Annotated in this window: 20 protein-coding genes and 1 pseudogene; 8 read left to right on the top strand and 13 right to left on the bottom strand. The window is 72.4% G+C overall.

What is annotated here, in order from left to right; all coding sequences use genetic code 11:
• Positions 1-49: 49 nt before the first annotated feature.
• Positions 50-586 (bottom strand): hypothetical protein, encoded by a 537-nt coding sequence (locus ACWPOB_RS24270; RefSeq protein WP_100056771.1) that lies wholly within the window; start codon positions 584-586, stop codon positions 50-52.
• Positions 587-737: 151 nt separating this feature from the next.
• Here ACWPOB_RS24270 and ACWPOB_RS24265 point away from each other — a divergent pair.
• Together ACWPOB_RS24265 and ACWPOB_RS24260 are read left to right on the top strand one after the other, a co-directional pair.
• Positions 738-1,301, top strand: a pseudogene (locus ACWPOB_RS24265) (TetR/AcrR family transcriptional regulator); the annotation flags it as partial.
• A 57-nt stretch (positions 1,302-1,358) separates the two neighbouring features.
• A complete protein-coding gene (locus tag ACWPOB_RS24260; protein ID WP_100056770.1) occupies positions 1,359-1,616 on the top strand; it encodes a DUF7218 family protein in 258 nt (85 codons plus the stop codon).
• An 83-nt stretch (positions 1,617-1,699) separates the two neighbouring features.
• Here the strand turns inward: ACWPOB_RS24260 and ACWPOB_RS24255 are convergent, their stop codons facing one another.
• The 5 genes from ACWPOB_RS24255 to ACWPOB_RS24235 all read right to left on the bottom strand — a co-directional run bounded on the left by ACWPOB_RS24255 (position 1,700) and on the right by ACWPOB_RS24235 (position 10,630).
• A complete protein-coding gene (locus ACWPOB_RS24255; protein WP_455402381.1) occupies positions 1,700-2,494 on the bottom strand; it encodes a DNA-formamidopyrimidine glycosylase family protein in 795 nt (264 codons plus the stop codon).
• Positions 2,494-7,011, bottom strand: a complete 4,518-nt coding sequence (locus ACWPOB_RS24250) for an ATP-dependent helicase (protein WP_455402380.1) — start codon at positions 7,009-7,011, stop codon at positions 2,494-2,496. The genes ACWPOB_RS24255 and ACWPOB_RS24250 overlap by 1 nt, the downstream gene beginning before the upstream one ends.
• Before the next feature lie 99 nt (positions 7,012-7,110).
• A complete protein-coding gene (locus ACWPOB_RS24245; RefSeq protein WP_455402379.1) occupies positions 7,111-7,674 on the bottom strand; it encodes a hypothetical protein in 564 nt (187 codons plus the stop codon).
• A 44-nt stretch (positions 7,675-7,718) separates the two neighbouring features.
• Entirely contained in the window at positions 7,719-9,089 is a 1,371-nt protein-coding gene (locus tag ACWPOB_RS24240; RefSeq protein ID WP_455402400.1) for an FAD-binding oxidoreductase, read from the bottom strand.
• On the bottom strand, positions 9,086-10,630 hold the full coding sequence (locus ACWPOB_RS24235; protein WP_100058100.1) for an AMP-binding protein: 1,545 nt from the start codon (positions 10,628-10,630) through the stop codon (positions 9,086-9,088). Before ACWPOB_RS24235 ends, ACWPOB_RS24240 begins: the two co-directional genes overlap by 4 nt.
• A 139-nt stretch (positions 10,631-10,769) precedes the next feature.
• Here ACWPOB_RS24235 and ACWPOB_RS24230 point away from each other — a divergent pair, with 139 nt between their 5' ends.
• The 3 genes from ACWPOB_RS24230 to ACWPOB_RS24220 are packed head-to-tail and all read left to right on the top strand — an operon-like array spanning position 10,770 to position 12,569.
• Entirely contained in the window at positions 10,770-11,738 is a 969-nt protein-coding gene (locus tag ACWPOB_RS24230; protein ID WP_455402378.1) for a hypothetical protein, read from the top strand.
• Positions 11,739-11,760: 22 nt separating this feature from the next.
• Complete coding sequence (locus ACWPOB_RS24225; protein ID WP_455402377.1) at positions 11,761-12,138, top strand: hypothetical protein; 378 nt, start codon at positions 11,761-11,763, stop codon at positions 12,136-12,138.
• Complete coding sequence (locus tag ACWPOB_RS24220; protein WP_455402376.1) at positions 12,135-12,569, top strand: pyridoxamine 5'-phosphate oxidase family protein; 435 nt, start codon at positions 12,135-12,137, stop codon at positions 12,567-12,569. The genes ACWPOB_RS24225 and ACWPOB_RS24220 overlap by 4 nt, the downstream gene beginning before the upstream one ends.
• Positions 12,570-12,578: 9 nt before the next feature.
• Here the strand turns inward: ACWPOB_RS24220 and ACWPOB_RS24215 are convergent, their stop codons facing one another.
• Both ACWPOB_RS24215 and amaB read right to left on the bottom strand, forming a co-directional pair.
• Positions 12,579-13,739 carry a DUF4429 domain-containing protein gene (locus ACWPOB_RS24215; protein WP_455402375.1) on the bottom strand — a complete coding sequence of 387 codons (1,161 nt, stop codon included), beginning with the start codon at positions 13,737-13,739 and terminating at the stop codon, positions 12,579-12,581.
• Positions 13,736-15,241 carry an L-piperidine-6-carboxylate dehydrogenase gene (gene amaB / locus ACWPOB_RS24210; RefSeq protein ID WP_455402374.1) on the bottom strand — a complete coding sequence of 502 codons (1,506 nt, stop codon included), beginning with the start codon at positions 15,239-15,241 and terminating at the stop codon, positions 13,736-13,738. Before amaB ends, ACWPOB_RS24215 begins: the two co-directional genes overlap by 4 nt.
• 36 nt (positions 15,242-15,277) lie before the next feature.
• Between amaB and ACWPOB_RS24205 the strand changes: the two genes are divergently transcribed.
• Together ACWPOB_RS24205 and lat are read left to right on the top strand one after the other, a co-directional pair.
• A complete protein-coding gene (locus ACWPOB_RS24205) occupies positions 15,278-15,727 on the top strand; it encodes an Lrp/AsnC family transcriptional regulator (protein ID WP_006939604.1) in 450 nt (149 codons plus the stop codon).
• 66 nt (positions 15,728-15,793) lie between these two features.
• Positions 15,794-17,137 (top strand): L-lysine 6-transaminase, encoded by a 1,344-nt coding sequence (lat, locus tag ACWPOB_RS24200; RefSeq protein WP_455402373.1) that lies wholly within the window; start codon positions 15,794-15,796, stop codon positions 17,135-17,137.
• Positions 17,138-17,173: 36 nt separating this feature from the next.
• Here the strand turns inward: lat and ACWPOB_RS24195 are convergent, their stop codons facing one another.
• Positions 17,174-19,003 (bottom strand): sensor histidine kinase, encoded by a 1,830-nt coding sequence (locus ACWPOB_RS24195; RefSeq protein ID WP_455402372.1) that lies wholly within the window; start codon positions 19,001-19,003, stop codon positions 17,174-17,176.
• 331 nt (positions 19,004-19,334) lie between these two features.
• Between ACWPOB_RS24195 and ACWPOB_RS24190 the strand changes: the two genes are divergently transcribed.
• The gene (locus ACWPOB_RS24190) at positions 19,335-20,171 is read left to right on the top strand and encodes a tyrosine-protein phosphatase (RefSeq protein WP_455402371.1); all 837 of its coding nucleotides are present in this window, start codon (positions 19,335-19,337) and stop codon (positions 20,169-20,171) included.
• 34 nt (positions 20,172-20,205) lie between these two features.
• Here the strand turns inward: ACWPOB_RS24190 and ACWPOB_RS24185 are convergent, their stop codons facing one another.
• Genes ACWPOB_RS24185 through ACWPOB_RS24170 form a run of 4 tightly spaced genes read right to left on the bottom strand, consistent with a single transcriptional unit; the run spans position 20,206 to position 21,808 of the window.
• Positions 20,206-20,547, bottom strand: coding sequence for a VanZ family protein (locus ACWPOB_RS24185; protein WP_455402370.1), 342 nt, complete (start codon positions 20,545-20,547; stop codon positions 20,206-20,208).
• Entirely contained in the window at positions 20,544-20,804 is a 261-nt protein-coding gene (locus ACWPOB_RS24180; protein WP_455402369.1) for a hypothetical protein, read from the bottom strand. Before ACWPOB_RS24180 ends, ACWPOB_RS24185 begins: the two co-directional genes overlap by 4 nt.
• On the bottom strand, positions 20,805-21,185 hold the full coding sequence (locus tag ACWPOB_RS24175) for a DUF1707 SHOCT-like domain-containing protein (RefSeq protein WP_455402368.1): 381 nt from the start codon (positions 21,183-21,185) through the stop codon (positions 20,805-20,807).
• Between the two features lie 20 nt (positions 21,186-21,205).
• Positions 21,206-21,808, bottom strand: coding sequence for a DUF1707 SHOCT-like domain-containing protein (locus ACWPOB_RS24170; protein ID WP_455402367.1), 603 nt, complete (start codon positions 21,806-21,808; stop codon positions 21,206-21,208).
• Positions 21,809-21,859 lie beyond the last annotated feature (51 nt).

The raw sequence follows: 21,859 nt of genomic DNA, 5'->3' as shown, positions 1-21,859 counted from the left end.
TCGGTGGCCCGGAAGGTCGGTGGCCCGGAAGGTCAGTGGCCGGGAAAGGTCAGTGGGTCAGGATCACCTTGACGAGCACCACGGTCGCGGCAACCGCGGTGAGTGCGACGGCACTGACCAGTGAGGTGCGCCCCGGCCGCTCCCCGTTGAGGCGGCCGATGACGAAGACGATGCCACCGATCCGCAGCAGCACGGCGACCTCGGCGAGCAGCTGGGCCGTGCGCGGTTCGAGCCAGCCCAGCCAGCCGATTCCCAGGATCACGCACGGCAGGACCGCCGAACTCAGGATCGGCACCGAATTGCGCAGTTCGGCGATCTTCTCCGCCCGGGTCAGCGGGGTCCCCTGGCGCACGGTGTGCCCGACCGCCTCGGCGAACACGTGGGCGACGAACGTCGACAGCGCCGTACCGAGCACGATCGCGATGCCGACGTACTTCGGACTGGTGACGATCGGTACGAGCGCCGCGAGCACCAGGACGTTGCCGTAGATGTAGGCGCTGATACGGCTGGCGGCGTTGCCCCGGTCCAGGGGTGTGCGCCGGGAGAACAACGGACCGTGCAGGAGCGCGTGGGCATCGGAGTCCATGCCGACAAGGGTGACAGACGGCGGTCGCACGGAGCCTGCGACTGCACACATCCGCTGCGTCCGGGCCGCGGCGTAGGATCCGACGACGCAGGGGGTCGACGACGGGATCGCGGTGGTGGAGAGGGTGCGACGGCGCTGGGGCGGCACCGACATGGCGGAACGCCGGCGGGCACGCCGCGACGCGCTGCTCTCGGTGGGCATCGATCTGCTCGGGGCGCCCGAGGGACCGGCGGTCAACGTGCGCGCCGTGTGCCGGGCGGCCGGACTGACGGAACGGTACTTCTACGAAAGCTTCGAGGACCGGGACGCATTCGTGCGCGCCGTGTATGCCGCCGTCGGGGAACGGGTGCGCACGGCGCTGGAGGCCGCGGTCGGTACGGCCCCGCGACCGGGGGATCTTCCCGAGGCGGCGGTCCGGGCCTTCGTCGAGCTGATCGTCGACCGCCCGGCCGTGGGCCGTGTGCTGCTGCTCGGCCCGCTGCGGGAGCCGTCGCTCGGTGGTCAGGGACTCGACCTCGCTCCCACGTTCGTGCTGCTCGTTCAGCAGCAGCTCATGGCGATCGCCGACCGCGAGGAGCGGCACATGGTGGCGGTCGGGCTCGTCGGGGCGCTGACGAGCCTGTTCATCGGCTATCTGGACGGCACCGTCGCGGTGTCGCCGGAGCGGTTGGTGCGGCACTGCGTGGGCCTGCTCGTCCAGGCCGGACGTGTAGGGCCGCAGGCGGAGGGGTATTCGCAGGACGACGGCACGCTCGACGAAAGGAGGGGCATCATGCCCAGGTCGTCGATCAAGGACGAGAAGCTGTATCAGGAACTGCGCGACGACGGCGCCTCCAAGGAGAAGGCCGCCCGGATCTCGAACGCGGCGGCGAATCGCGGCCGGTCCTCCGTCGGCCACAAGGGCGGTACGTCGGGGTCCTACGAGGACTGGACCGTCGACGAGCTGAAGAAGAGGGCCAAGGAGCTCGGGATCTCGGGCTACTCGTCCAAGCGCAAGGGCGAGCTCATCGACGCGCTGCGCAACCACTGAGCTGCGGAACGACTGAGCTGCGGAACGACTGAGCTGCGGAACGACTGAGCTGCGGAACGACCGAGCCGGCGGGACGCGCCGGCTCAACCGTCCCCGTCGCGCGGCTGACAGTGCGGGCACCAGTCGATCTTGCGGTCCGGGTCGCCCGCCGACCCCAGCATGCCGGTCCGGATCGTGGTTCCGCACCGGCGGCACGGCTTGCCCGCGCGTCCGTATACCCAGGTGCCCCGGCCGGGCCGGCGGTCGCCGGTGGTGATCCGGCTGACGCGGTCCCGGTTGAACACCAGCAGGCGGTGCGCCAGGTCGACCCAGGAGGCCGCATCTCCCGCGTCCGCGACCGGTGTCGACGGGTGCACGCCCCGCAGGAAGCACAGCTCGCACCGGTACACGTTGCCCACCCCGGCCATCACCCGTTGATCGAGCAGCGCCAGACCGACGGGTCGGCCCGGATCGCGCATCAGGTTCGCGGCGGCGGCTGCCGGGTCCCAGTCCGGCCCGAGCAGATCGGGTCCCAGGTGTCCCACGGCCTCCTCCTCGCGGTCGCGGTCCAGCACCTCGACGATCCCGAGGTCGAAACCCACGGCCTCCGCGTCCGCGACCGCGAGCACGATCCTGGCGTGGTATCCCTGACGGCGCCAGCGGGTCCCGGGCGCATGAACGTCCCACACCCCCTCCATCTTCAGGTGGGTGTGGACGGTGTGCGCACCGACGCGGATCAGGAGATGCTTGCCCCGGGCGAGCACCTCGTCGACCACGGTGCCGGTCAGATCGACCGTCGCGTACCGGGGCACGCGGATATCGCAGCGCGTCAACGGCTTTCCCGCGAGGGCGCGGCGCAGCCGGGTGGCCGCCTGGAAGACGGTGTCGCCCTCGGGCATCAGGCCCTCAACCGGAAACCACGAGGCGTGGCCGAGAAGCCGGCCTCGGCGAGGAACTCCGCGAACAGGTGACCGTGAATGGAACTGCCGTCGACCTTCTCGACGACGAGCGTGTCGAGGCCCCCGCCCTTGACCGACCCGGCCAGTGACGCGCACGCGCCGCGGAGTGTCCCCGGGTCCTCGGTGAACGTCAGCACCGTGCGGCCGCCGCGTTCGACGAACAGACCCAGCTCGCCGTCGACGAGCACCACCAGCCCCCCGGCCTTGCGGCCGGGGCGGTGCCGCGGCGAGTCCTCGGGCGCCGCCGACTTCGGCCAAGGCAGTGCCGCGCCGTACGGGTTCGCCGGGTCGCACGCGGCCAGCGTCACCGCGGGTGTGCCGGTGTGGCGGCCCTCGAGCGACTCGCCGTAGGACCGCAACCGGTCCACGACCTCCGGGGTGGAGAACTGCGCACCGCCGAGCGTGTCGACGAAGTAGCCGCGGCGGCACCGCCCCGTCTCCTCGAACCGGCTCAGCACCTTGTACATCAGGGCGAAGCCGCCCGGCACGCCCTCGGCGACGACCGCGCCGCGGGTGACCACACCGTAGCGCTCGAGCAGCAGGTCCGCGGCGGCGTGGGCGCGCACCGTCGGATCGGTTTCCCGGTCGGGCAGCAGCGACCACCGCCCACCGACCGTCGGTGGCCCGGTCCGGCTCGGCAGCGCCGGACGGCCGCGGTACATCCGGGCGCGCGGGGCGCGGCGGGGCGTGCGGTGCGCGGGGGTTGCGCGCGAGGTGTCGCCGACGAGGGCGCGCAGCGCGGCCGGCGTGTCCCCCGAGACGAGGCCGGCCCACACGAGATCCCACAGCGCCGAGGCGGTTTCCGTGTCGGTGGTGCCGAGGGCCTCGGTGAGCTGACGGAAGAAGAACGCCCCGCCGCCCGCGAGCGTGTCCAGGATGCCGCGGTGGACGTCGGTCTGTTCGATCTCGGCCGCCGGCGCGAGGGTCAGGGGGGCGGTGTCGGTCAGGTGCAGCGACACCCAGCCGTCCTTGCCGGAGATCTGCCCCGACCCCGCCCACAGCACCTCGCCCGTCGTGGTGAGTTCGTCGAGCATCGCGGGGGAGTAGTCCCGCACCCGCGGCGCGAGGATCAGCGGCTCGAGAGCGCTCGCCGGCACCGGCACCCCGGCCAGTTGCTCGACGACCGCGGCCACCCCGTCCACCCCGCGCAGGCCGCCGCCCACGTGCTGCCACGCCGGCAGGAACCGGCCGAGGGTGGCGGTGCCGACCGGCTCCACCTCGTGTCGTGCCGCCGCGAGCGACCGTCGCCGCAGCCGCCGCAGCACCTCGGTGTCGCACCACTCGGCGCCCGTCGTGCCGGGCCGGAACTCACCTGCGCTGACCCGCTTCTCGGCGGCCAGCCGGTGCAGCATGTCCTGCACCACCGCGGTGCCGAGCCCGAACCGGGCCGCCGCCTCCGCCGCGGTGAACGGGCCGTGGGTGCGGGCGTACCGGCCGATCAGGTCGCCCAGCGGATCGGGCACCGGCTCGACGAACGCCGTCGGCACACCGATCGGCAGCGGCACCCCGAGCGCGTCCCGGAGACGCGAGGCGTCCTCGATGGCCGACCACCGCTCGTGGCCGGCGAAGGACACCTTCAGCACCCGTCGCTGCGCATCCAGCTCGTCGAGCCATGCGGCGGGCTCGGCCGTGGTGCGCTCGGCGATCTCGGTCTCGGTCAGCGGGCCGAGCAGCCGGAGCAGGTCCGCGACGCCTTCGGCGTCGCGGACCTTGCGGTCCGGGGCCAGGTGCTGCAGCTCCAGCTCGGCCCGGGCGATGACCTCGGCGTCGAGCAGTTCCCGCAGCTCCACACGCCCGAGCAGTTCGGCGAGCAGTGTCGAGTCCAGCGACAGGGCCGCGGCGCGCCGTTCTGCCAGGGGGCTGTCGCCCTCGTACATGAACGCGCCGACGTAGTCGAACAGCAGTGAGGTCGCGAACGGTGACGCGGTGGCCGTCTCGACCTCCACGATGCGGACCTGCCGCCGCGCGACGCGGCCGAGCAGGTCCCGCAGGGCGGGCAGGTCGTAGACGTCCTGCAGGCATTCCCGCACCGTCTCGAGCAGGATCGGGAAGGTGGGGTAGCGACGGGCCACGTCGAGCAGCTGCGCCGAGCGCTGCCGCTGCTGCCACAGCGGCGCCCGCTTGCCGGGCGTGCGCCGCGGCAGCAGCAGTGCCCGCGCCGCGCACTCCCGGAAGCGGGAGGCGAACAGCGCCGAGCCGCCGACCTGCTCGGTGACCAGGTCCTCGATCTCGTCGGTGTCGAAGGCGAACACCTCCGCGCCGGGCGGGGCGTCCTCGGTGTCGGGGAGCCGGACGATGATGCCGTCGTCCGAGGCCGTGGGCGCGGCCTCGACGCCGTACCGGTCGAGCAGCCGTGCGCCCACGGCGAGCGCCCACGGCGCGTGCACGCGCATCCCGTACGGGGAGTGCAGCACGAGGCGCCAGTCGCCGAGTTCGTCGCGGAACCGCTCGACCACCAGGGTCCGGTCGGTGGGCAGGTGGCCGGTGGCGTTGCGCTGCTCCTCGAGCAGCCGTGTCAGGTTGGCGGTCGCGTTGTCGTCGAGGCCGCCGCGACGGCACCGGGCGGCGGCGTCCGCCGGATCGGCGTGCCCGAGTTCGCGCACGAACGCCCCCAGCGCGGCGCCGAGTTCGGCCGGGCGGCCGACTCCGTCACCGTGCCAGAACGGCAGCCTGCCGGGCTGCCCGTAGGCGGGGGAGACCAGCACCCGGTCGAAGGTGATCTCCTCGATGCGCCAGCTCGTCGCGCCGAGCGCGAACACGTCGCCCACCCGGGACTCGTACACCATCTCCTCGTCGAGTTCGCCGACCCGGGTGGCCTTCTCGCCGACCATGTACACGGTGAACAGGCCGCGGTCGGGGATCGTGCCGCCCGAGGTGACGGCCAGCCGCTGCGCGCCCGGCCGGCCGGTGAGGGTGCCGGCGGTGCGATCCCACACCACCCGGGGCCGCAGCTCGGCGAACTCGTCCGACGGGTACCGCCCGGCCAGCAGGTCCAGCGTCGACTCGTACGCCGAGCGGGGCAGCGTCGCGAAGGAGCCGCTGCGCCGCACCGTGTCGAACCACTCGTCCACGTCGAGCGGCTCGAGCGCGACCGCGGCGACGGTCTGCTGGGCGAGCACGTCCAGCGGGTTGGCGGGCACCTGCAGGGCCTCGATGTGCCCGCCCACCATCCGTTCGACCGTGACCGCGCAGTGCACCAGGTCGGTGCGGTGCTTGGGGAACAGCACCCCGCGGGAGACCTCGCCCACCTGGTGGCCCGCCCGCCCGACGCGCTGCAGTCCGCTCGCCACCGACGGTGGTGCCGACACCTGGATCACCAGGTCGACCGCGCCCATGTCGATGCCGAGTTCGAGGCTCGAGGTGGCGACGACGCAGCGCAGCCGCCCGGACTTCAGGTCGTCCTCGATCAGCGCCCGCTGGTCCTTGCTCACCGAACCGTGGTGCGCCCGCGCCAGCAGCGGCTGCGCGCCGAACGCGACCTCGGTGGGCGCCCCGATCTGCGCCGGGGGCGGTGGCCGGCGGTCCACCGCCTCGCCCTCGCGTTCGGCGTGGATCTCGTTGAGCCGGGCCGTCAACCGCTCGGCGAGGCGGCGGGAGTTGGCGAACACGATGGTGGAACGGTGCGCGACGATGAGGTCGACGATCTGCTCCTCGACGTGCGGCCAGATCGACCCGGCCTGCGGAACCCCCGGCATCCCGTCGTCCGAGAGTTCCGGCTGCACGCCCAATTCGGTCATGTCCTCGACGGGCACCCGCACCGTGAGATCCCACGTCTTGGCGGACGGCGGGGCGACGATGCGGATCGGCGCCGTCCCGGCGAGGAACCGACCCACCTCCTCGTGCGGGCGCACCGTCGCCGACAGGCCGATCCGCTGCGCCGGCCGTCCGAGCAGCAGGTCGAGCCGTTCGAGTGAAATTGCAAGATGCGCACCGCGTTTCGTTCCGGCGACGGCGTGCACCTCGTCGACGATGACGGTCTCCACGCCGGCGAGGGTCTCGCGCGCCGCGGAGGTGAGCATGAGGAACAGCGACTCGGGGGTGGTGATGAGGATGTCCGGCGGGGTGCGGATCAGGGCGCGCCGGTCCGCCGCCGACGTGTCGCCCGAGCGCACGCCGACGGTGATCTCCGGCGGTTCGAGGCCGAGCCGCCGCGCGGTCTGGGTGATGCCGACCAGCGGCGAGCGCAGGTTCCGTTCCACGTCCACCGCGAGGGCCTTGAGCGGGGATACGTAGAGCACGCGGGTGCCGGGGTGGTCGGTCGGGGTGGCCGCGAGGCGGTCGAGCGACCACAGGAACGCCGAGAGCGTCTTGCCGGATCCGGTGGGGGCCACCACCAGGGTGTGCGCGCCGGAGGAGATCGACTCCCAGGCCCCGAGCTGCGCGGCGGTCGGGGCCTCGAACGCGCCCGCGAACCACTGCCGGGTGGGCTCGGAGAAACGGGTCAGGACGTCGGTCACCGTTCCATGGTGCACCGCCGGTACGACACGCCGGAGGTTTCCCGGACGCCGCGCTCGTGCCGGTGGGCCCCCGGCCGGCGGCGGGTCTGGGGCCGGACGTCAGTCGGCCAGCGCGAACCGCGCGAGCTGCGCACAGTGGTGAGCCGACCACCGGCACTTACCGTTGCGCATCACGCGGCCGACGAGCGCGGCGGCGGCCGGCTCCCACGGTACGGCGGCGAACTGCGCGCGGCTGGCGGGTCCGTCGGACCAGCCGATCGACACGACCGGCCCGTCGGGGTGGAACTGCAGGTCCGAGTGGGCCGCCGCGAGCACGTCCACGCTCGTTCCGGCGGCCGCCTCGAGGTCGTCGACGGCCACGGTGACCCGGCCGCCGATCCGGCGGGGCTCCGCCGCCGGGGCCTCCACGTACAGTCCCGCGGCCTCGATCGCGCCGACGTGCACGCTCACCAGCGGTTCCGCCTCGGTGGAGCCGTCGTGCGGCGGCAGGCACACCACCGACCAGTACTCGCGTTCACTCATCCTCGGGTTGGGCACCGCGGCGCGCACGTAGTCGCGCAGCCAGGCTGTCGCCGCGGCGAACTCCGGGTACTGCTCGAACGTCCGGTACCGGGTGTCGCGCAGCGGCAGGCCCGCCGGCGACAAGGGCGTACGGGCGTTCACTGGATTGGGTCCTCACGCACGCGGCCACCGTACTCGATCTTGCTTCAGAGGATGACGCCCGGATTGAGGATGGATTCCGGGTCGAGCGCCGCCTTGATCCGCCGGGTCAGGGCCATCACGTCGGGACCCACCTGATCCGGCAGCCACGCCTTCTTCAGCCGGCCCACCCCGTGCTCCCCGGTGATGGTGCCGCCCAGCGCGATCGCCAGGTCCATGATCTGCCCGAAGGCCACGTGCGCGCGGGCCGTCTGGTCGGCGTCGGCGGGGTCGTACACGATCAGCGGATGGGTGTTGCCGTCGCCGGCGTGCGCGATCACCGCCACCGTCACCGCATTGCGGTCGGCGATCTCGGCGACACCCCCGACCAGTGCCGGCAGCGCCGGCAGGGGCACGCCGACATCCTCGAGCAGCAGGCTGCCGGTCCGTTCGACCGCCGGGATGGCCATCCGCCGTGCCGCTGCGAACGCCTCGCCCTCCTCGGGGTCGTCGGTCGAGAACACCTCCTCGGCACCGGCGTCCTCGCACGCCCGCACCATCGTCGCGATCTCCTGCGCCGAGGCCGTGCCCGGCGCGTCGGACCGGGCGATGAGCATCGCCTCGGTGTCGCGGTCCAGTCCCATGTGCAGCGCGTCCTCGACCGCATTGATCGAGGCGCGGTCCATGAACTCGAGCATCGCCGGGCGCAACGTGGCCGTCACGGCCAGCACCGCGTCGGCCGCAGCCTGGACCGAGCCGAACGTGGCGACCATCGTCGATGCCGGCGGTTGCGGCGGGAGGAGCCGCAGGGTCACCTCGGTGATGATGCCGAGGGTGCCCTCGCTGCCGACGAACAGCTTGGTCAGCGACAGGCCCGCCACGTCCTTGAGGCGGGGTCCGCCGAGCCGCACCGCGGTGCCGTCGGCGAGCACCACCTCGAGGCCGAGGACGTAGTCCGTGGTGACGCCGTACTTCACGCAGCACAGCCCCCCGGCGTTGGTCGCCGCGTTGCCGCCGATCGTGCACATCTCGAACGAGGACGGGTCGGGCGGATACCACAGCCCGTGCTCGGCCGCGGCCCGCTTGACCTCGGCGTTGAGCAGTCCCGGCTGGACGACCGCCGTGCGGGTGACCGGGTCCACGGTGATCGCCCGCATCCGCTCGGTGCTGAGCACGATCCCGCCCGGCACCCCGCCTGCCCCGCCGGACAGGCTGGTGCCCGCGCCGCGCGGCACCACGGGCACCCGGTGCCCGCTCGCCCACCGCAGTGTGGCTTGCACGTCCGCCGTGCGCGTGGCCCGCACGACCGCGCGCGGCACCGCCGCGTCCGGATCGCGGGCCCAGTCCTGCCGGTACCCGGCGAGCAGGTCCGGATCGGTGATCAGCGCGCCGTCCGGGAGCTGGTCGGCGAGCTCGGCGAGATCGGCGGGCACCGTCAGCCTGCCGGGGTGAGGTAGCGGGCGCGCAGCTTGTGCTTGACGAGCTTGCCGGTGGGCGTGCGCGGCAGGTCGTCGGAGAAGTCGATGCTGCGCGGCGCTTTGAAGTGGGAGACGCGCTCGCGGACGAAGTCGAGGAGCTCGCGCTCGACCTCGGGTCCGGGCTCGACGCCGTCGGCGAGCTGGACGACGGCCTTGACCTCCTCGCCCATCTCCTCGTTGGGGACCCCGATCACCGCGACGTCGTACACCTTGGGGTGCAGGGTGAGGATGTTCTCCGATTCCTGCGGGTAGATGTTCACGCCGCCGGAGATGATCGTGAACGCGGCCCGGTCGGTGAGGTACAGGTAGCGCTCCTCGTCGAGGTATCCGATGTCGCCGCTGGTGGTCCACGTCGGATGATCGGGGTGCGTCGCCTTCTCGGTCTTCTCCGGGTCGTTGTGGTACTCGAACGGCCGCTCGTCGCGCTCCCACCACACCGTGCCCGTGGCACCGACCGGCAGCTCGGCGCCGCTGTCGTCGCAGATGTGGACGATGCCCATCACGCCGTCGCGACCCACGGATCCCGGGTGCTCGAGCGCCTGCTCCGAGTCGATGAACGTGGCGCCCGCGCCCTCGGTCGAGGCGTAGTACTCGTACACGATCGGGCCCCACCACTCGATCATGGCGCGCTTGATCTCCGGCGGGCACGGCGCCGCCGCGTGGATGGCGACCTTCAGGCTCGACATGTCGTACTTGCCGCGCACCTCTTCGGGGAGCTTGAGCATCCGCACGAACATCGTCGGCACCCACTGGCTGTGGGTGACGCGGTAACGCTCGATCAGGGCGAGCGCCTCCTCCGGCTCGAACCGGTCCATGAGGACCACCGTGCCCCCGACGGACTGAACGACTCCGCAGAAGCGAAGCGGCGCAGCGTGATACAACGGGGCCGGGCACAGGTACACCGACTCGGCGTCGAAGCCGTACATCGGGGCGAACACCGCCGTGTAGGGGTCCGGGACGTCCTGGACCTGTCCCTCGGGCAGCTTCGGCTTGATGCCCTTGGGCCGGCCGGTGGTGCCCGAGGAGTAGAGCATGTCCTGACCACGCGGCTGCGACTCCAGCGGCGAGGCGTCGAATGCCGCGAGCGCGTGGGCGTAGTCGTCGAAGCCGGGCAGTGCACCGCCGTACGCGAGCCGGCGGATCACGTTCGGGTAGGCCCCGGAACGGGTGTCGATCGCGGTCGCCGCGCCCGCCGAGGCGAGGAGCACCTTCGCGCCGCAGTCGTTGACCACGTATGCGGCCTCGGCGGGGGTGAGGTGCCAGTTGACCACCGTGACGTACAGGCCGGAACGCAGCGCCGCCCAGTAGACCTCCATCACCCGCAGGTCGTTGTCCGAGATCAGCGCGATGTGGTCGCCCGGCTCGAGTCCGGCGGCGCGCAGGTATTTCGCGAGGCGGACGGAGCTCTCGTCGAGCTGCCGGTAGGTGAGCGACTCCCCGGTGGCGGGCCGCACGATGGCGGGCTTGTCGGGGGTCGTGGCGACGAAGTTCCCAGGAAACATGCCCCTTGGTCTACCACAGCTGTGGCCCGGGTCACGTGAGTCGAGAGGCGCTCGGCGCAACTGCTCGACCGGCCCGTCCGGTCGGCGTACCCTCACCCGCACGTGAACGGCACCGGAGCATGCGGACGGGAGGGACGACGTGGCGCTCGCTCTCGAGAAGGACCGCCTGGTGTTCGAGTTCCCGGAGGTGCACGCCGATGCCCGCATGGCCGTCTCCTTCCACCGCACCCTGCGGGTGCCGGACGACGGCAACACCTACCCGTTGCCGCCCGGCCTGGGACGGTTCCCGCTGCGGACCGTCGCCGGACTCGACGACGCCCGGATACCGGACTCGTGGCGGTCCCGCGGCGGACTGGTGATGCCGATGTGGCAGTCGGAGGCGTGCTGGCTCGGGTTCGAGTCCCGGTACCCGTTCCTGGTGAACGTCGCCGCCGGGGACGTCGACGCGCTCACCGGCGAACCCTGGTCGGCGGGGCCGGACTTCGAACGCGAGGACTACCTCGAGGTGCCGGCGCAACCGTGGCTCGACGGTTTCGTCGTGGCGCAGGGGCGGGTGCGCCAGTTCGTCGCGATGCCGCTCGGTTCCGGCTACAGCGTCGAGGAGCAGCTGCGGTCCGGGCCGGCGCAGGGCGGGATCTGCATCGCGGCGTACCCCATGCGGGCGCGCCGATGGGAGGAACGTGCCGAGTTCGACGCCCGGCGCCCGATGCACTCCTTCGCGCCGGCCGCGGCCATGGGGCTCGGTGCCGGCGGGTCCGTCGAGCAGGGCGTCGCCACCCCGGTCGAACCGCACGATGCGTGGGACCTCGACCACCGCTCGGTCGTCGACGTGCACCTGGTGAACAGCGAGCAGTGGCGCGCGGTCACCGGGGAGGACCCACCGACCCGGCCCCTGGCCGCCGCCGACTACACCGGGCGCGGATTCCCGTGGTTCGAGCTCTACGACGAGACCGTCGCGCGGCAGGGGGCGCAGCCGCTCGCGGACGTCGACACGGTCGCCGACGTCGGGCGGCGCCGCGGGGAGCCGTTGCCCGGCAACGAGACCGTCACGGTGCCCGAACCGATCCGGATCCGGCCGGCCCCGCGCGATCCCGGCCGTCGCGGATGATCCGGCGGTATCGTCTGTCGGCATGGGGCGGATCACCCAGCGCGTCGAACCGGAACCGCTTGCCGGAAGACTGCTCGAGCACGGTCGGGCGGCGGTCGCGTTCGACGACGCCGGTGCGGTCACCGCGCTGCCCGCGCGGGTCCGGCGACGCGACGGCGAGTTGTGGGTCGGTGTGCCACGGGAGGCGGTGCCGCCGTCGGCCGGACTCGACCGGGTCACCGTCCTGCTCGACGACGGCGAATTCTGGTTCGAGCTGCGGGCGGTGAACTGGCGCGGACGCCTCGCCGCGGCGGATGCCCCCGCCCCCGACGGTCGCGAGGACCTCGCCTGGTTCGTGTTCACGCCCCGGCGGGCCACCGCGTGGGACTACGCGACCCTGCACGAGGAGCGGGACGCGTGAAGGCCGACGACGCCGTCGTGCGCGACTTCCTCGACCGCGCCCTCGTAGCGCGCCTGGCAACCCGCTCGCCGAAGGGCGCGGCCGCCCTGGCCCCGCTGTGGTTCGTGCAGTTCGACGGCCGGTTGTACTTCGGCACCGGTCGCAGCACCGTGGCGGCGCGCAACGCGGCCGCGAATCCCGACGTCGTGGTGCTGCTCGACGACGGTGAGCGGGGACCCGTCCTGCGGCTGCACGGCCGGGCCACCGTGCGGCCGGGCGGGCCACCGGCGGCCGTCATGGCCCGCTTCGGCCGGAAGTACTACCTCGGCGGGTGGCGCTCGGAACTGTCCCACGCGCGAAGCTGGCTCCTGCGTACGCGGTACTACGGCCGGACCGAACCGGCCACGATCGTCGTCGAACCGGGGGAGGCCGAGCTGCTGCGGCGGCCCTGAGGGGTGTCCTCACGACGGCGGTCCCGTGTTCACGGCTGCGACGTGCCGCAGCCACTCGGCGAGCGCCTGGAATCGCTGCCGGTCGGGATGGTGGAACACCACCGTGTCGGGATCCGCCGACGACGGCGCGCCGTCCCGGCCGCTCCCCGTCACGATCCGGAGCATGCCGTCGGTCTGCGGCAGCGCCGGGCGGAACTGCACGTCCACCACGTCCCGCAGACGGATCCGCCTGGGCGTCAACGGAACTGGACCCAACGCCCGCGCCACGGAGCCCTCCCGCAGGATCCACAGCCGGTCGCCCTGCACGACGATCTGCCCGCCCCACCCGTGGTACCGGTGCATCGGCAGCACCGGGTCGGGCGGGTCGGCGACCGGGCCGGGCGCCAGCCGCGGCACGATCACCGGCGGTCCGTCCAGGACGCGCTCGTCGATCTCGTCGGCCGGCGTCACCGACACCGTCACCTCGGCCGCCAGCCGGGATCCGCTCACCGCGGCCCGCGCGGCGGTGCGGAGCCCGCGCGCGGACAGGTGCGTCACGATCGGCAGCAGACGCGCACTGGACCGTCGGCCGAGGTACCCGCACGCCCGGTCGTCCACCCGCACCTCCACCAGCGCGCCGTCCGCCTCGTGGAGGGTGACGAGCAGGGCGTACTTGCCGGGCGGGTCGGCGTAGGGGTGCAGCAGGTCGAAGTGCCGTTCCTCCCCGGTGACCTGGAGGGTCCGGCCCGCGGGCAGCAGCGTGTAGGGCACGTCCGGAGGATCGTTGCGGGGCACCAGCCGGGCCGGGGCGCCGAGGCTGACCGAGACGCGGGCGATGATGCGGCCGCTGCGCGCCGGGTCGTCGTTGTAGGCGCCCGCATCGGCGGCCCAGATGCGGGCCGGCACGGTCGGCAGATACCCGCCTGCGACGACGCGGCGGAGCACCGGCCCGTAGCGCAGCGCGTCGCCGTCGCCGAGGATGCCCAGCGTCAGCCCGTCCGCGCGCACGCTGACGCCGTGTGTCTCCGGCAGCAGGGACACCCCTCTCCGGATCTCGGCGCCGGCCGGCTCGAACGCCGCGCCGAGGGTCCGCACGATGTGGTCGGTCCACGCGAACTCGCCCTCGATCTCGGTGTCGAACCGGTCCGGTCGGCACCCCCACAGTCGGTACGGAACCAGCTTGTCGCTCAACCGAACTCCACACCCTGCGCCAGCGGGAGGTCGTCGGAGTAGTTGATGGTGTTGGTGGCGCGGCGCATGTACGCCTTCCACGAGTCCGAACCCGACTCGCGGCCGCCGCCGGTCTCCTTCTCGCCGCCGAACGCGCCCCCGATCTCCGCGCCGGAGGTGCCGATGTTGACATTGGCGATGCCGCAGTCCGAGGCGGCGAGGAAGCGCTCGGCCTCGCGCTGGTCGGTGGTGAAGATCGACGACGAAAGTCCTTGGGGCACCCCGTTGTGCAGGGCGATCGCCTCGTCGAAGCCGTCGTAGGCCAGCACGTAGAGGATCGGGGCGAACGTCTCCTCGCGCACCACGTCCGTCTGCGCCGGCATCCGCACGACGGCGGGCCGGACGTACACCCCGTCACCGGGGACCTCGACGGGGTCGCCGCCCGTGACGAGAATGCCGCCGTCGAGTTCGGCGCGCTCGAGCGCGGTCCGCATCGCGGCGTGGGCACGGCCGTCGATCAACGGTCCGACGAGCACTCCGTCGTCGAACGGATCGCCCACCCGCAGCCCCGAGTAGGCCTTGGCGATCCGCTCGGTCAGCTCGTCGACGACGGAGCGATGGGCGATCAGCCGTCGCAGGGTGGTGCAGCGCTGCCCGGCGGTGCCGGCCGCGGCGAACACCACGGCCCGCACGGCGAGGTCGAGGTCCGCGGAGGGGCCGACGATCGCGCCGTTGTTGCCGCCGAGTTCGAGCAGGCAGCGCCCGAACCGCGCCGCCACCCGGGGCGCGACGATGCGGCCCATCCGGATCGAGCCCGTCGCGCTGACCAGCGCGACGCGCGGATCGTCGACCAGCGCCTCGCCGACGGCGGCGTCGCCGACCAGGACGTGGTGCAGGCCGCCGGGGGCGCCCACGTCGCCCGCGGCCCGCTCGAGCAGCGCGTGGCAGGCCAGCGCCGTGAGCGGGGTCTTCTCGGAGGGCTTCCACACCACCGGATCGCCGCACACGAGCGCGATCGCGGTGTTCCAGGACCACACGGCGACGGGGAAGTTGAACGCAGAGATCACCGCGACCACCCCCAGCGGATGCCACGTCTCCATCAGCCGGTGGCCGGGTCGCTCGGAGGGCATCGTGCGGCCGTAGAGCTGGCGCGAGAGGCCGACCGCGAACTCGCAGATGTCGATCATCTCCTGCACCTCGCCGAGCGCCTCGGAGGGGATCTTTCCGGCCTCGAGCGTGACGAGCTCGGCGAGATCGGACTTGTGCTCGCCGAGCAGGTCCCCGAGCCTGCGGACCAGCCGTCCCCGCATCGGCGCCGGGACCTGCCGCCAGTGCTCGAAGGCCGCGCTCGCCGCGGCGACCGTGGCGTCGACGTCCGCGGCGCGGGCCGGGTGCAGCCGCGCGAGCTCCGAACCGTCGATCGGGCTGGTGACCGTGTGGGCGCCGTCGAGGGCGGGGGTGCTCGCCCCGCAGCGACGCAGCGCGGCAGCGGCGCGATCGTGCAGATTGCCAGTCGGATTCATCGTCGATGTCCTTTCCGGTTCGGTTAGCCTGCGCGGATGGCGGAAAACTCGAAGGAGTCCCTGGACGAGATCGACCGGCTGCTCATGCGCGAACTGGTGGTGGACGGCCGGGCGACGCTGGCCACCCTCGCCGAGAAGGCCGGATTGTCGATCTCCGCGGTGCAGTCCCGGGTTCGCCGCCTCGAAGCCCGGCAGGTGATCCGCGGATATGCGGCGAAGGTCGATCCCGAAGCGCTCGGGTTGATGCTGTCGGCGTTCGTTGCGATCACCCCTCTCGACCCGTCCCAACCCGACGACGCGCCGGCGCGGTTGCGGCACATCGATGCCATCGAATCCTGCCACTCCGTGGCGGGGGACGAGAGCTACATCCTGCTCGTGCGCGTCGCCTCGCCGCGGGCGCTCGAACAACTGCTGCAGGAGATCCGCGCGACGGCGAATGTGGCCACCCGCAGCACCGTCATCCTCCAAACATTTTACGAACGATAGTCGCAGGAAGGGGTGATCTTCCTTTATCACGCCGATCTTGGCGGAACTTTGACGTACCCTCTGGGCATGAGCACTGCATTCCGACACCCGGACGGTGCCCGCGAGCTGCCCCCGAGCCGGGTACACGCCGTTCTGCGCGAACATCTGCTGGTGGACGGGTTCGACCTCGTCCTCGACCTCGACCGATCGCGGGGCGTGCGGCTCGTCGATCAACGGGACGGCACGACCTACCTCGACATGTTCGGGTTCTTCGCGTCCTCCGCCCTCGGGATGAACCCTCCCGACATCGTCGACGACCCGGCGTTCGCCGCCGAACTCGCCGCGGCCGCCGCGAACAAGCCCAGCAACTCCGACATCTACACGGTGGCGATGGCCCGGTTCGTCGACACCTTCGCGCGGGTGCTCGGCGACCCGGCCCTGCCGCACCTGTTCTTCGTCGACGGCGGCGGGCTCGCGGTGGAGAACGCACTCAAGGCGGCCTTCGACTGGAAGAGCCGGCTGAACGAGGCGCGCGGACTCGGCTCCGACCTCGGGGGCAGCGTTCTCCACCTGACCGAGGCGTTCCACGGTCGCACCGGCTACACGATGTCCCTCACCAACACGGACCCGATCAAGACGGCCCGGTACCCCAAGTTCCGCTGGCCGCGCATCGACGCGCCCTACCTCGCCGACGATCGCGACGTCGAGGCCGCGGAGGCGCATGCGCTGCAGCAGGCGCGCCGGGCGTTCGCCGAGAATCCGCACGACATCGCCTGTTTCATCGCCGAACCCATCCAGGGCGAGGGCGGCGACCATCACTTCCGGCCGCAGTTCTTCCAGGCCATGGCGGAACTGTGCCGCCGGCACGATGCGCTGCTGATCTTCGACGAGGTGCAGACCGGCGTCGGGCTGACGGGAACGACCTGGGCCTACCAGCAGTTCGACGTCGCCCCCGACATCGTCGCCTTCGGCAAGAAGACCCAGGTCTGCGGCATCATGGCCGGCGGCCGGATCGACGAGATCCCCGACAACGTCTTCACGGTCTCGTCGCGGCTCAACTCCACCTGGGGCGGCAACCTGACCGACATGGTCCGTGCCCGGCGCATTCTCGAGGTGATCGAGCGGGACCGGCTCGTCGACCGCGCACGCATGACCGGGGCGCATCTGCTGTCCGGCTTGAACCAGCTCGCCGTCCGCCACCGGCTGGTCGGCGAGCCGCGCGGACGCGGCCTGATGTGCGCGCTCACCCTGCCCACACCGACCATCCGCGACGCCGTGCTCACCCGCCTGCGTGTCGACGAGCACGTGCTGATGATCGGTACCGGGCAGCGCGGCATCCGGTTCCGGCCGCCGCTGACGGTCACCACCGCCGAGCTGGACGAGACGCTCGACGCACTGGACCGCGTGCTGGGGGAGGTGGCACGGCACTGATCCGCCGGGCCGGAACCGTCCGCCGGACGGGCCCGGTCAGGACTCGACGTCGAGGTGGAACGGGAGCGTGACGTCGACGGTCGTGCCGCGGCCCTCGGGACTGTCGAGCACGAGGTCGCCGCCGAGAGCCGCGGTCCGATCCCGCAGCCCGTCCAGCCCCCCGCCGGGCGTCGGCCGCGCACCACCGCATCCGTTGTCGCGGATCGTCATGCGCAGCGCGTCACCCGCCCGGTGCAGGCAGATGCGGACGGCGGTGGCCCCGGAGTGTTTCCCGGCATTGGTGACGGCCTCCGCCCCGATGAGGTACGCGGCGAGCTCGACGGGAGGCGAGGGCCGGTCGGGGAGACCGTCGTCGATGCCGACGGGCACGGGTGCCCGCTCGGCCAGCGAGCGCAGCGCAGCCGCGAGCCCGCGCTCGGTGAGCACCGCCGGGTACACACCCCGGGCGAGCTCCCGCAGTTCCGTCAGGGCGGTGTCGAGTTCGGCGGCACCGTCCGCGAGCAGGCGCCGCAGACCGGCCTCGTCCCCGGCGCGCTGGGCGCGGCGCAACAACAGCGACGCGGCGACGAGCCGTTGCTGCGCCCCGTCGTGCAGGTCGCGCTCGAGGCGTCGCCGCTGGATGTCGCCGGCCGCGACGATCCGTTCGCGGGAGCGACGCACCTCGTCGAGCCGGAGCTGCAGGTCCGCCTGCAACCGCTCGTGCTCGAGGGCCAGCGCGGTGGCGCTGTGGACCGCGGCGAGCAGCTCGGGTTGAGTCTCGAGGGACGGGTCGTACACCAGGGCGCCCACGGGATTGCCGGCGCGTTCGAGGATGGTCGCCGCGCGCGAATCGGAACGGCGGGGAAGAGAGTGGACCGACCCGTCCGGATCGACGTATGCCGCGCGCTCCGGCGCATAGGTCCACAGCACCAGGCTCGGGTCGTGCACGGCTCGCCGCAGCGCGTCGACGAATCCGACATCGATGGGGGCGGAACCGATCTCCACCATCGCGTCGCTGACCGCGGCACGCGCCAGCCGGTACCGGACGAGACCGACCGCCACCGCCAGCGGAAACAGCGCCGTGGTCGGATAGCGCAGGTTGAGCACCCACGACGGGGGCGACCAGGGAAGGCTCACCGCGCTCGACAGCACCACGATCGTGATCACCGCCGAGAGGCCGTACGCGACACCGAGCGGCGCGAAGCCGGCCCGGTACGCCGGCGATCCCGAACGCCAGCGAACGACCACCACCAGCACGAGCGTCCCCACGATCAGGAACGCGCAGAACCCGACGACGAGCTGCACGGCCCGTGCCAGCGACGGATCGTCTCGGAGCAGAAGAAGATTCGTCGACGTCGACGGTGATGCCGCGGGTGCGGTCCGCGGATCGAAGAACAGCCACTCGGCCACGATGCCGATCGTGGCGAGAAGCCACGCGGCGCCCACGAACAGGCGCTGCCACCGTCGGTGCAGCCGGCCGGTCGGGAACCCGATCAGGGCCTGCAGCAGGACGGGCAGATACAGGTTCGTCGCCGCCACGCCGACGGTGAAGGCCATGGGCTCGCCGGAACGTCGCAGGCCGCCGAGGAACCACAACAAACCGGCCATGAGGATGAGTGGCCCGGTCAGGTCGTGCGGGCGGTTGTTCCATGCGATCGCTCCGGACACGACGAATGCGACTCCGGTGCCGAGGAACAGCGCGAGTTCGGTGGGCCCGAACACCGGCAGGAACGGCCCCTCGGCGGCGGCGAAGGATTCCCGCGGCCCGAGGAGCAGCGTGCGGGCCGGATCCCGCAGCGCCACCGGCGACCAGTCCACCGCCGCGGCGATCGCCGCGACCAGCACCGCGGTGACCACGACGAGCAGCTGGATGACTCGGTGCCGCACGGCCGGCCTCCTCCCGGACCGCTCGGTCTCCTCCCGGACCGCTCGGTCTCCTCCCGGACCGTCTCAGTCTCCTCCTGCGCCGTCGCCGGCACCACCGTGCTGGCACGGAACGCGTGCGGGTGTCACCACGGTCCCGCATCCCGGTGTCACCACGGATGCGGCGGCGGGGTGCCGAACAACAGAGTTGTGGTGTGTCCGGAACCCGCCGGACCACCCGGAAGTGGCGGCGAGAGCGCCGCAAGAACCAGAAGGCAATGCTGTTCGCCGGTGCGGCGGGCCCAGGCGGGTGCACCGATCGGGCTGTGTGAACCGACCCGGTTAGGGTGGGCGCATGTCGGACTCCGCCGCCGGTCGTCCCGGTGCCCCCACCTCCCGAGGGTCGATGCCCGGTCTCGAAGCGACGTCGATACCGAACCTGCGCGACGTCGGTGGATACGCCACGCGCGACGGTGCGTCGGTGCGCCGGGGCATCGTCTTCCGGTCCACCGACCTGAGCCGGGTGACCGACGCCGATGCGCGTGTGCTGTCCGGGCTCGGCCTGGCGACTGTCGTGGACCTGCGGACCGAACCGGAGCGGCAGGCGGCGCCGGACCGGCTCCCGGAGGGAGTGCGTACCCTCGCCCTCGACGTGCTCGCCGACCGCGAGCACGGTTCGATCGCCGCGCACATGAAGGAGCTTCTGACCGACGCCGCGTTCGCCCGCGAGGTCCTCGGGGACGGGCGCGGCGCCGAATACCTGCGGGGCAGTTACCGTGACTTCGTCCTGCTGCCGAGCGCCCGCGCCGCATATCGGACGTTGTTGCAGACCCTGCTGACCGGCGACGCCGACCCGGTGCTCGTGCACTGCACCACCGGCAAGGACCGCACGGGGTGGGCGTCGGCCGTCCTGCTGCTCGCGCTGGGCGTGGACGAGGACACCGTCTTCGAGGACTACCTGCTCACCAACGAGCGGCTGCTGCCGGTGTTCGCCCCGGTCCTCGAAGCACTCACGGCGAAGGGGGTGCCCCGCGGTGACCTCGAATCCGTCCTCGGTGTCCGCGCCGAGTACCTCGCGACGGCGCTCGCGGCGGCGGAGGAGACCTTCGGGTCGTTCGACCGCTACCTGAGCGACGCCCTGGGGCTCACGGACTCCGGTCGGGCGCTGCTACGGCAACGACTCCTGGAATGACGGCCGGGGGAGCGGGACGCCCAGGCGCCGGCCCCTACGGTTCCGAGAGATTCCGCCGGCGTGCGGCCTCGAACACCGTGACACCGATCGCCACGCCGACCAGGTCCGCGCACCAGTCCCACACCGACCCCGACCGCCGGACCGCGACGGTCGCCTGCAGGACCTCCGTGAGCACCCCGTACACCGCGAGCCACGCGACGGTCGCGGCGGGCGGGATCCGGGCGAAGCGGGACGCGTACGCGAGCACCGCGAACATCAGTGCGTGCGTGATCTTGTCGGCGTACGGGAACCCGGACGGGGTCGTATCGCCCGGAAGCATGAGCAGCACGGTGACGACCACGAACGTGAGCGCCACCGGAACGAACCGGGCGGTCATGCAGATTCGGTGACCGTCATGCTCCAGGCGCTCTCGGCGAACCGGCGCACGGCGGACAACGCGGCGGCCAGCGCGTCCTCGCAACCGGGTTCGGCCGACCCGGTGAGCGTCCCGTCGGGCCGGAGTTCGACGGTGGCTTCGACGGCGGCGGTCGTCGCCTCCCGCACCGACCAGTGGTAGCCCGTGCCGGCGGCCCACTCGTCGGGGCGTTCGGCGAGCAGGTACCAGTTGCCGGCGTTGATCTCGACGGGGTCCACTCAGCAGCCGCCCTTCGTGCCCTTGGTCGCGGAGTACAGGATGCCCGCGGCCGGGATCAGCAGGAACCACAACCAGTTGTCGAAGACGAAGAACAGCAGGAGCGCGACGAGGGGGATCAGCCCCATGGCGGCGGTGCGCCACCTCTCCCGCTGCTCGGCCTTCGCGGTGTCGTCCACCGCCGCAGGCGTGTTCGGGGTCGCCGGGGGAAGGTCGGTGAACAGGGCGTCGAGTTCGGCGCGGGTGGTGGCGGCCGCCGCCTTCGCGCTGCGCTCGTCGAACTCGACGAGGGTGAGCCTGCCCGCACCGAAGTGCTCACCGAGCAGGTTCAGCGCCTGTTCGCGTTCGACGGTGCCGATGCGGACCTCGGGGGAGTCGGCCATGGGTCCACACTAATGGGTCGTCAGCGACCGGTCCCGCCGGTGCCGGTCCGGAATGCTCGGGAGATGATCAGGATCAGCGCGACGGCGGAGATCAGCAGCGCGATGGGATGCCGCAGCACCAGCGCCGGCGCGACGGCGAACATGCTCATCGTCAGCAGCCACACCACGTCCGGGACGTCGCGCGTCGCGGGCGGCTGTGGGTCCCGGGAGTGCGGGTCCCGGGAGGCGGGGGCGGGGAGCGGCGGGACGTCGCGGAGAAAGGCCGGCTCGGCCGTGCGCGGCCGTCCGCCGCGGGCGCGGACGGCGACGGTGGCGGCGACCGTCGCGCCCGTCATGATCCACACGTTCGGTTCTAGGAGTTCGTAGAACGCGAACAGTCCGAGGACCACGACCGGGACCAGAAGCCACCACCCGCGCCGGTGCCCGTCGGCCCGGCCGGTCACGGTGGGCAGGTCGGTGAACAGGAGCGCGAGATCGCGGCGGGTGACGGCGGCGGCGATGCGGCCGCTGCGGTCCTCGAACTCGGTGAGGGTGAGGCGACCGGCACCGAAGTGCTCGCCGAGCAGGCGCTGGGCCTGTTCGCGCTCGGCCGTGCCGATACGGACCTCCGGTGAATCGGCCATATCACCACCCTAGCCCCGGAACGAACGACGGCGCGCCCCGCGAATCCGAGG

This window comes from Rhodococcus sp. 2H158, assembly GCF_053764755.1.
The sequence above is the reverse complement of the archived record's forward strand: the minus strand, read 5'-3'. Positions and strand labels throughout refer to the sequence as shown.

Bases quoted from the DNA above. Each gene is read 5' to 3' on its own strand.
- ACWPOB_RS24205 (WP_006939604.1), top strand. From the start codon at position 15,278: ATGGCGGAAAACTCGAAGGAGTCCCTGGACGAGATCGACCGGCTGCTC.
- ACWPOB_RS24255 (WP_455402381.1), bottom strand. From the start codon at position 2,494: ATGCCCGAGGGCGACACCGTCTTCCAGGCGGCCACCCGGCTGCGCCGC.
- ACWPOB_RS24235 (WP_100058100.1), bottom strand. From the start codon at position 10,630: ATGTTTCCTGGGAACTTCGTCGCCACGACCCCCGACAAGCCCGCCATC.
- ACWPOB_RS24175 (WP_455402368.1), bottom strand. From the start codon at position 21,185: ATGGCCGACTCCCCCGAGGTCCGCATCGGCACCGTCGAACGCGAACAG.
- ACWPOB_RS24225 (WP_455402377.1), top strand. From the start codon at position 11,761: ATGGGGCGGATCACCCAGCGCGTCGAACCGGAACCGCTTGCCGGAAGA.
- amaB (WP_455402374.1), bottom strand. From the start codon at position 15,241: ATGAATCCGACTGGCAATCTGCACGATCGCGCCGCTGCCGCGCTGCGT.
- ACWPOB_RS24270 (WP_100056771.1), bottom strand. From the start codon at position 586: ATGGACTCCGATGCCCACGCGCTCCTGCACGGTCCGTTGTTCTCCCGG.
- ACWPOB_RS24170 (WP_455402367.1), bottom strand. From the start codon at position 21,808: ATGGCCGATTCACCGGAGGTCCGTATCGGCACGGCCGAGCGCGAACAG.
- lat (WP_455402373.1), top strand. From the start codon at position 15,794: ATGAGCACTGCATTCCGACACCCGGACGGTGCCCGCGAGCTGCCCCCG.
- ACWPOB_RS24190 (WP_455402371.1), top strand. From the start codon at position 19,335: ATGTCGGACTCCGCCGCCGGTCGTCCCGGTGCCCCCACCTCCCGAGGG.
- ACWPOB_RS24260 (WP_100056770.1), top strand. From the start codon at position 1,359: ATGCCCAGGTCGTCGATCAAGGACGAGAAGCTGTATCAGGAACTGCGC.
- ACWPOB_RS24185 (WP_455402370.1), bottom strand. From the start codon at position 20,547: ATGACCGCCCGGTTCGTTCCGGTGGCGCTCACGTTCGTGGTCGTCACC.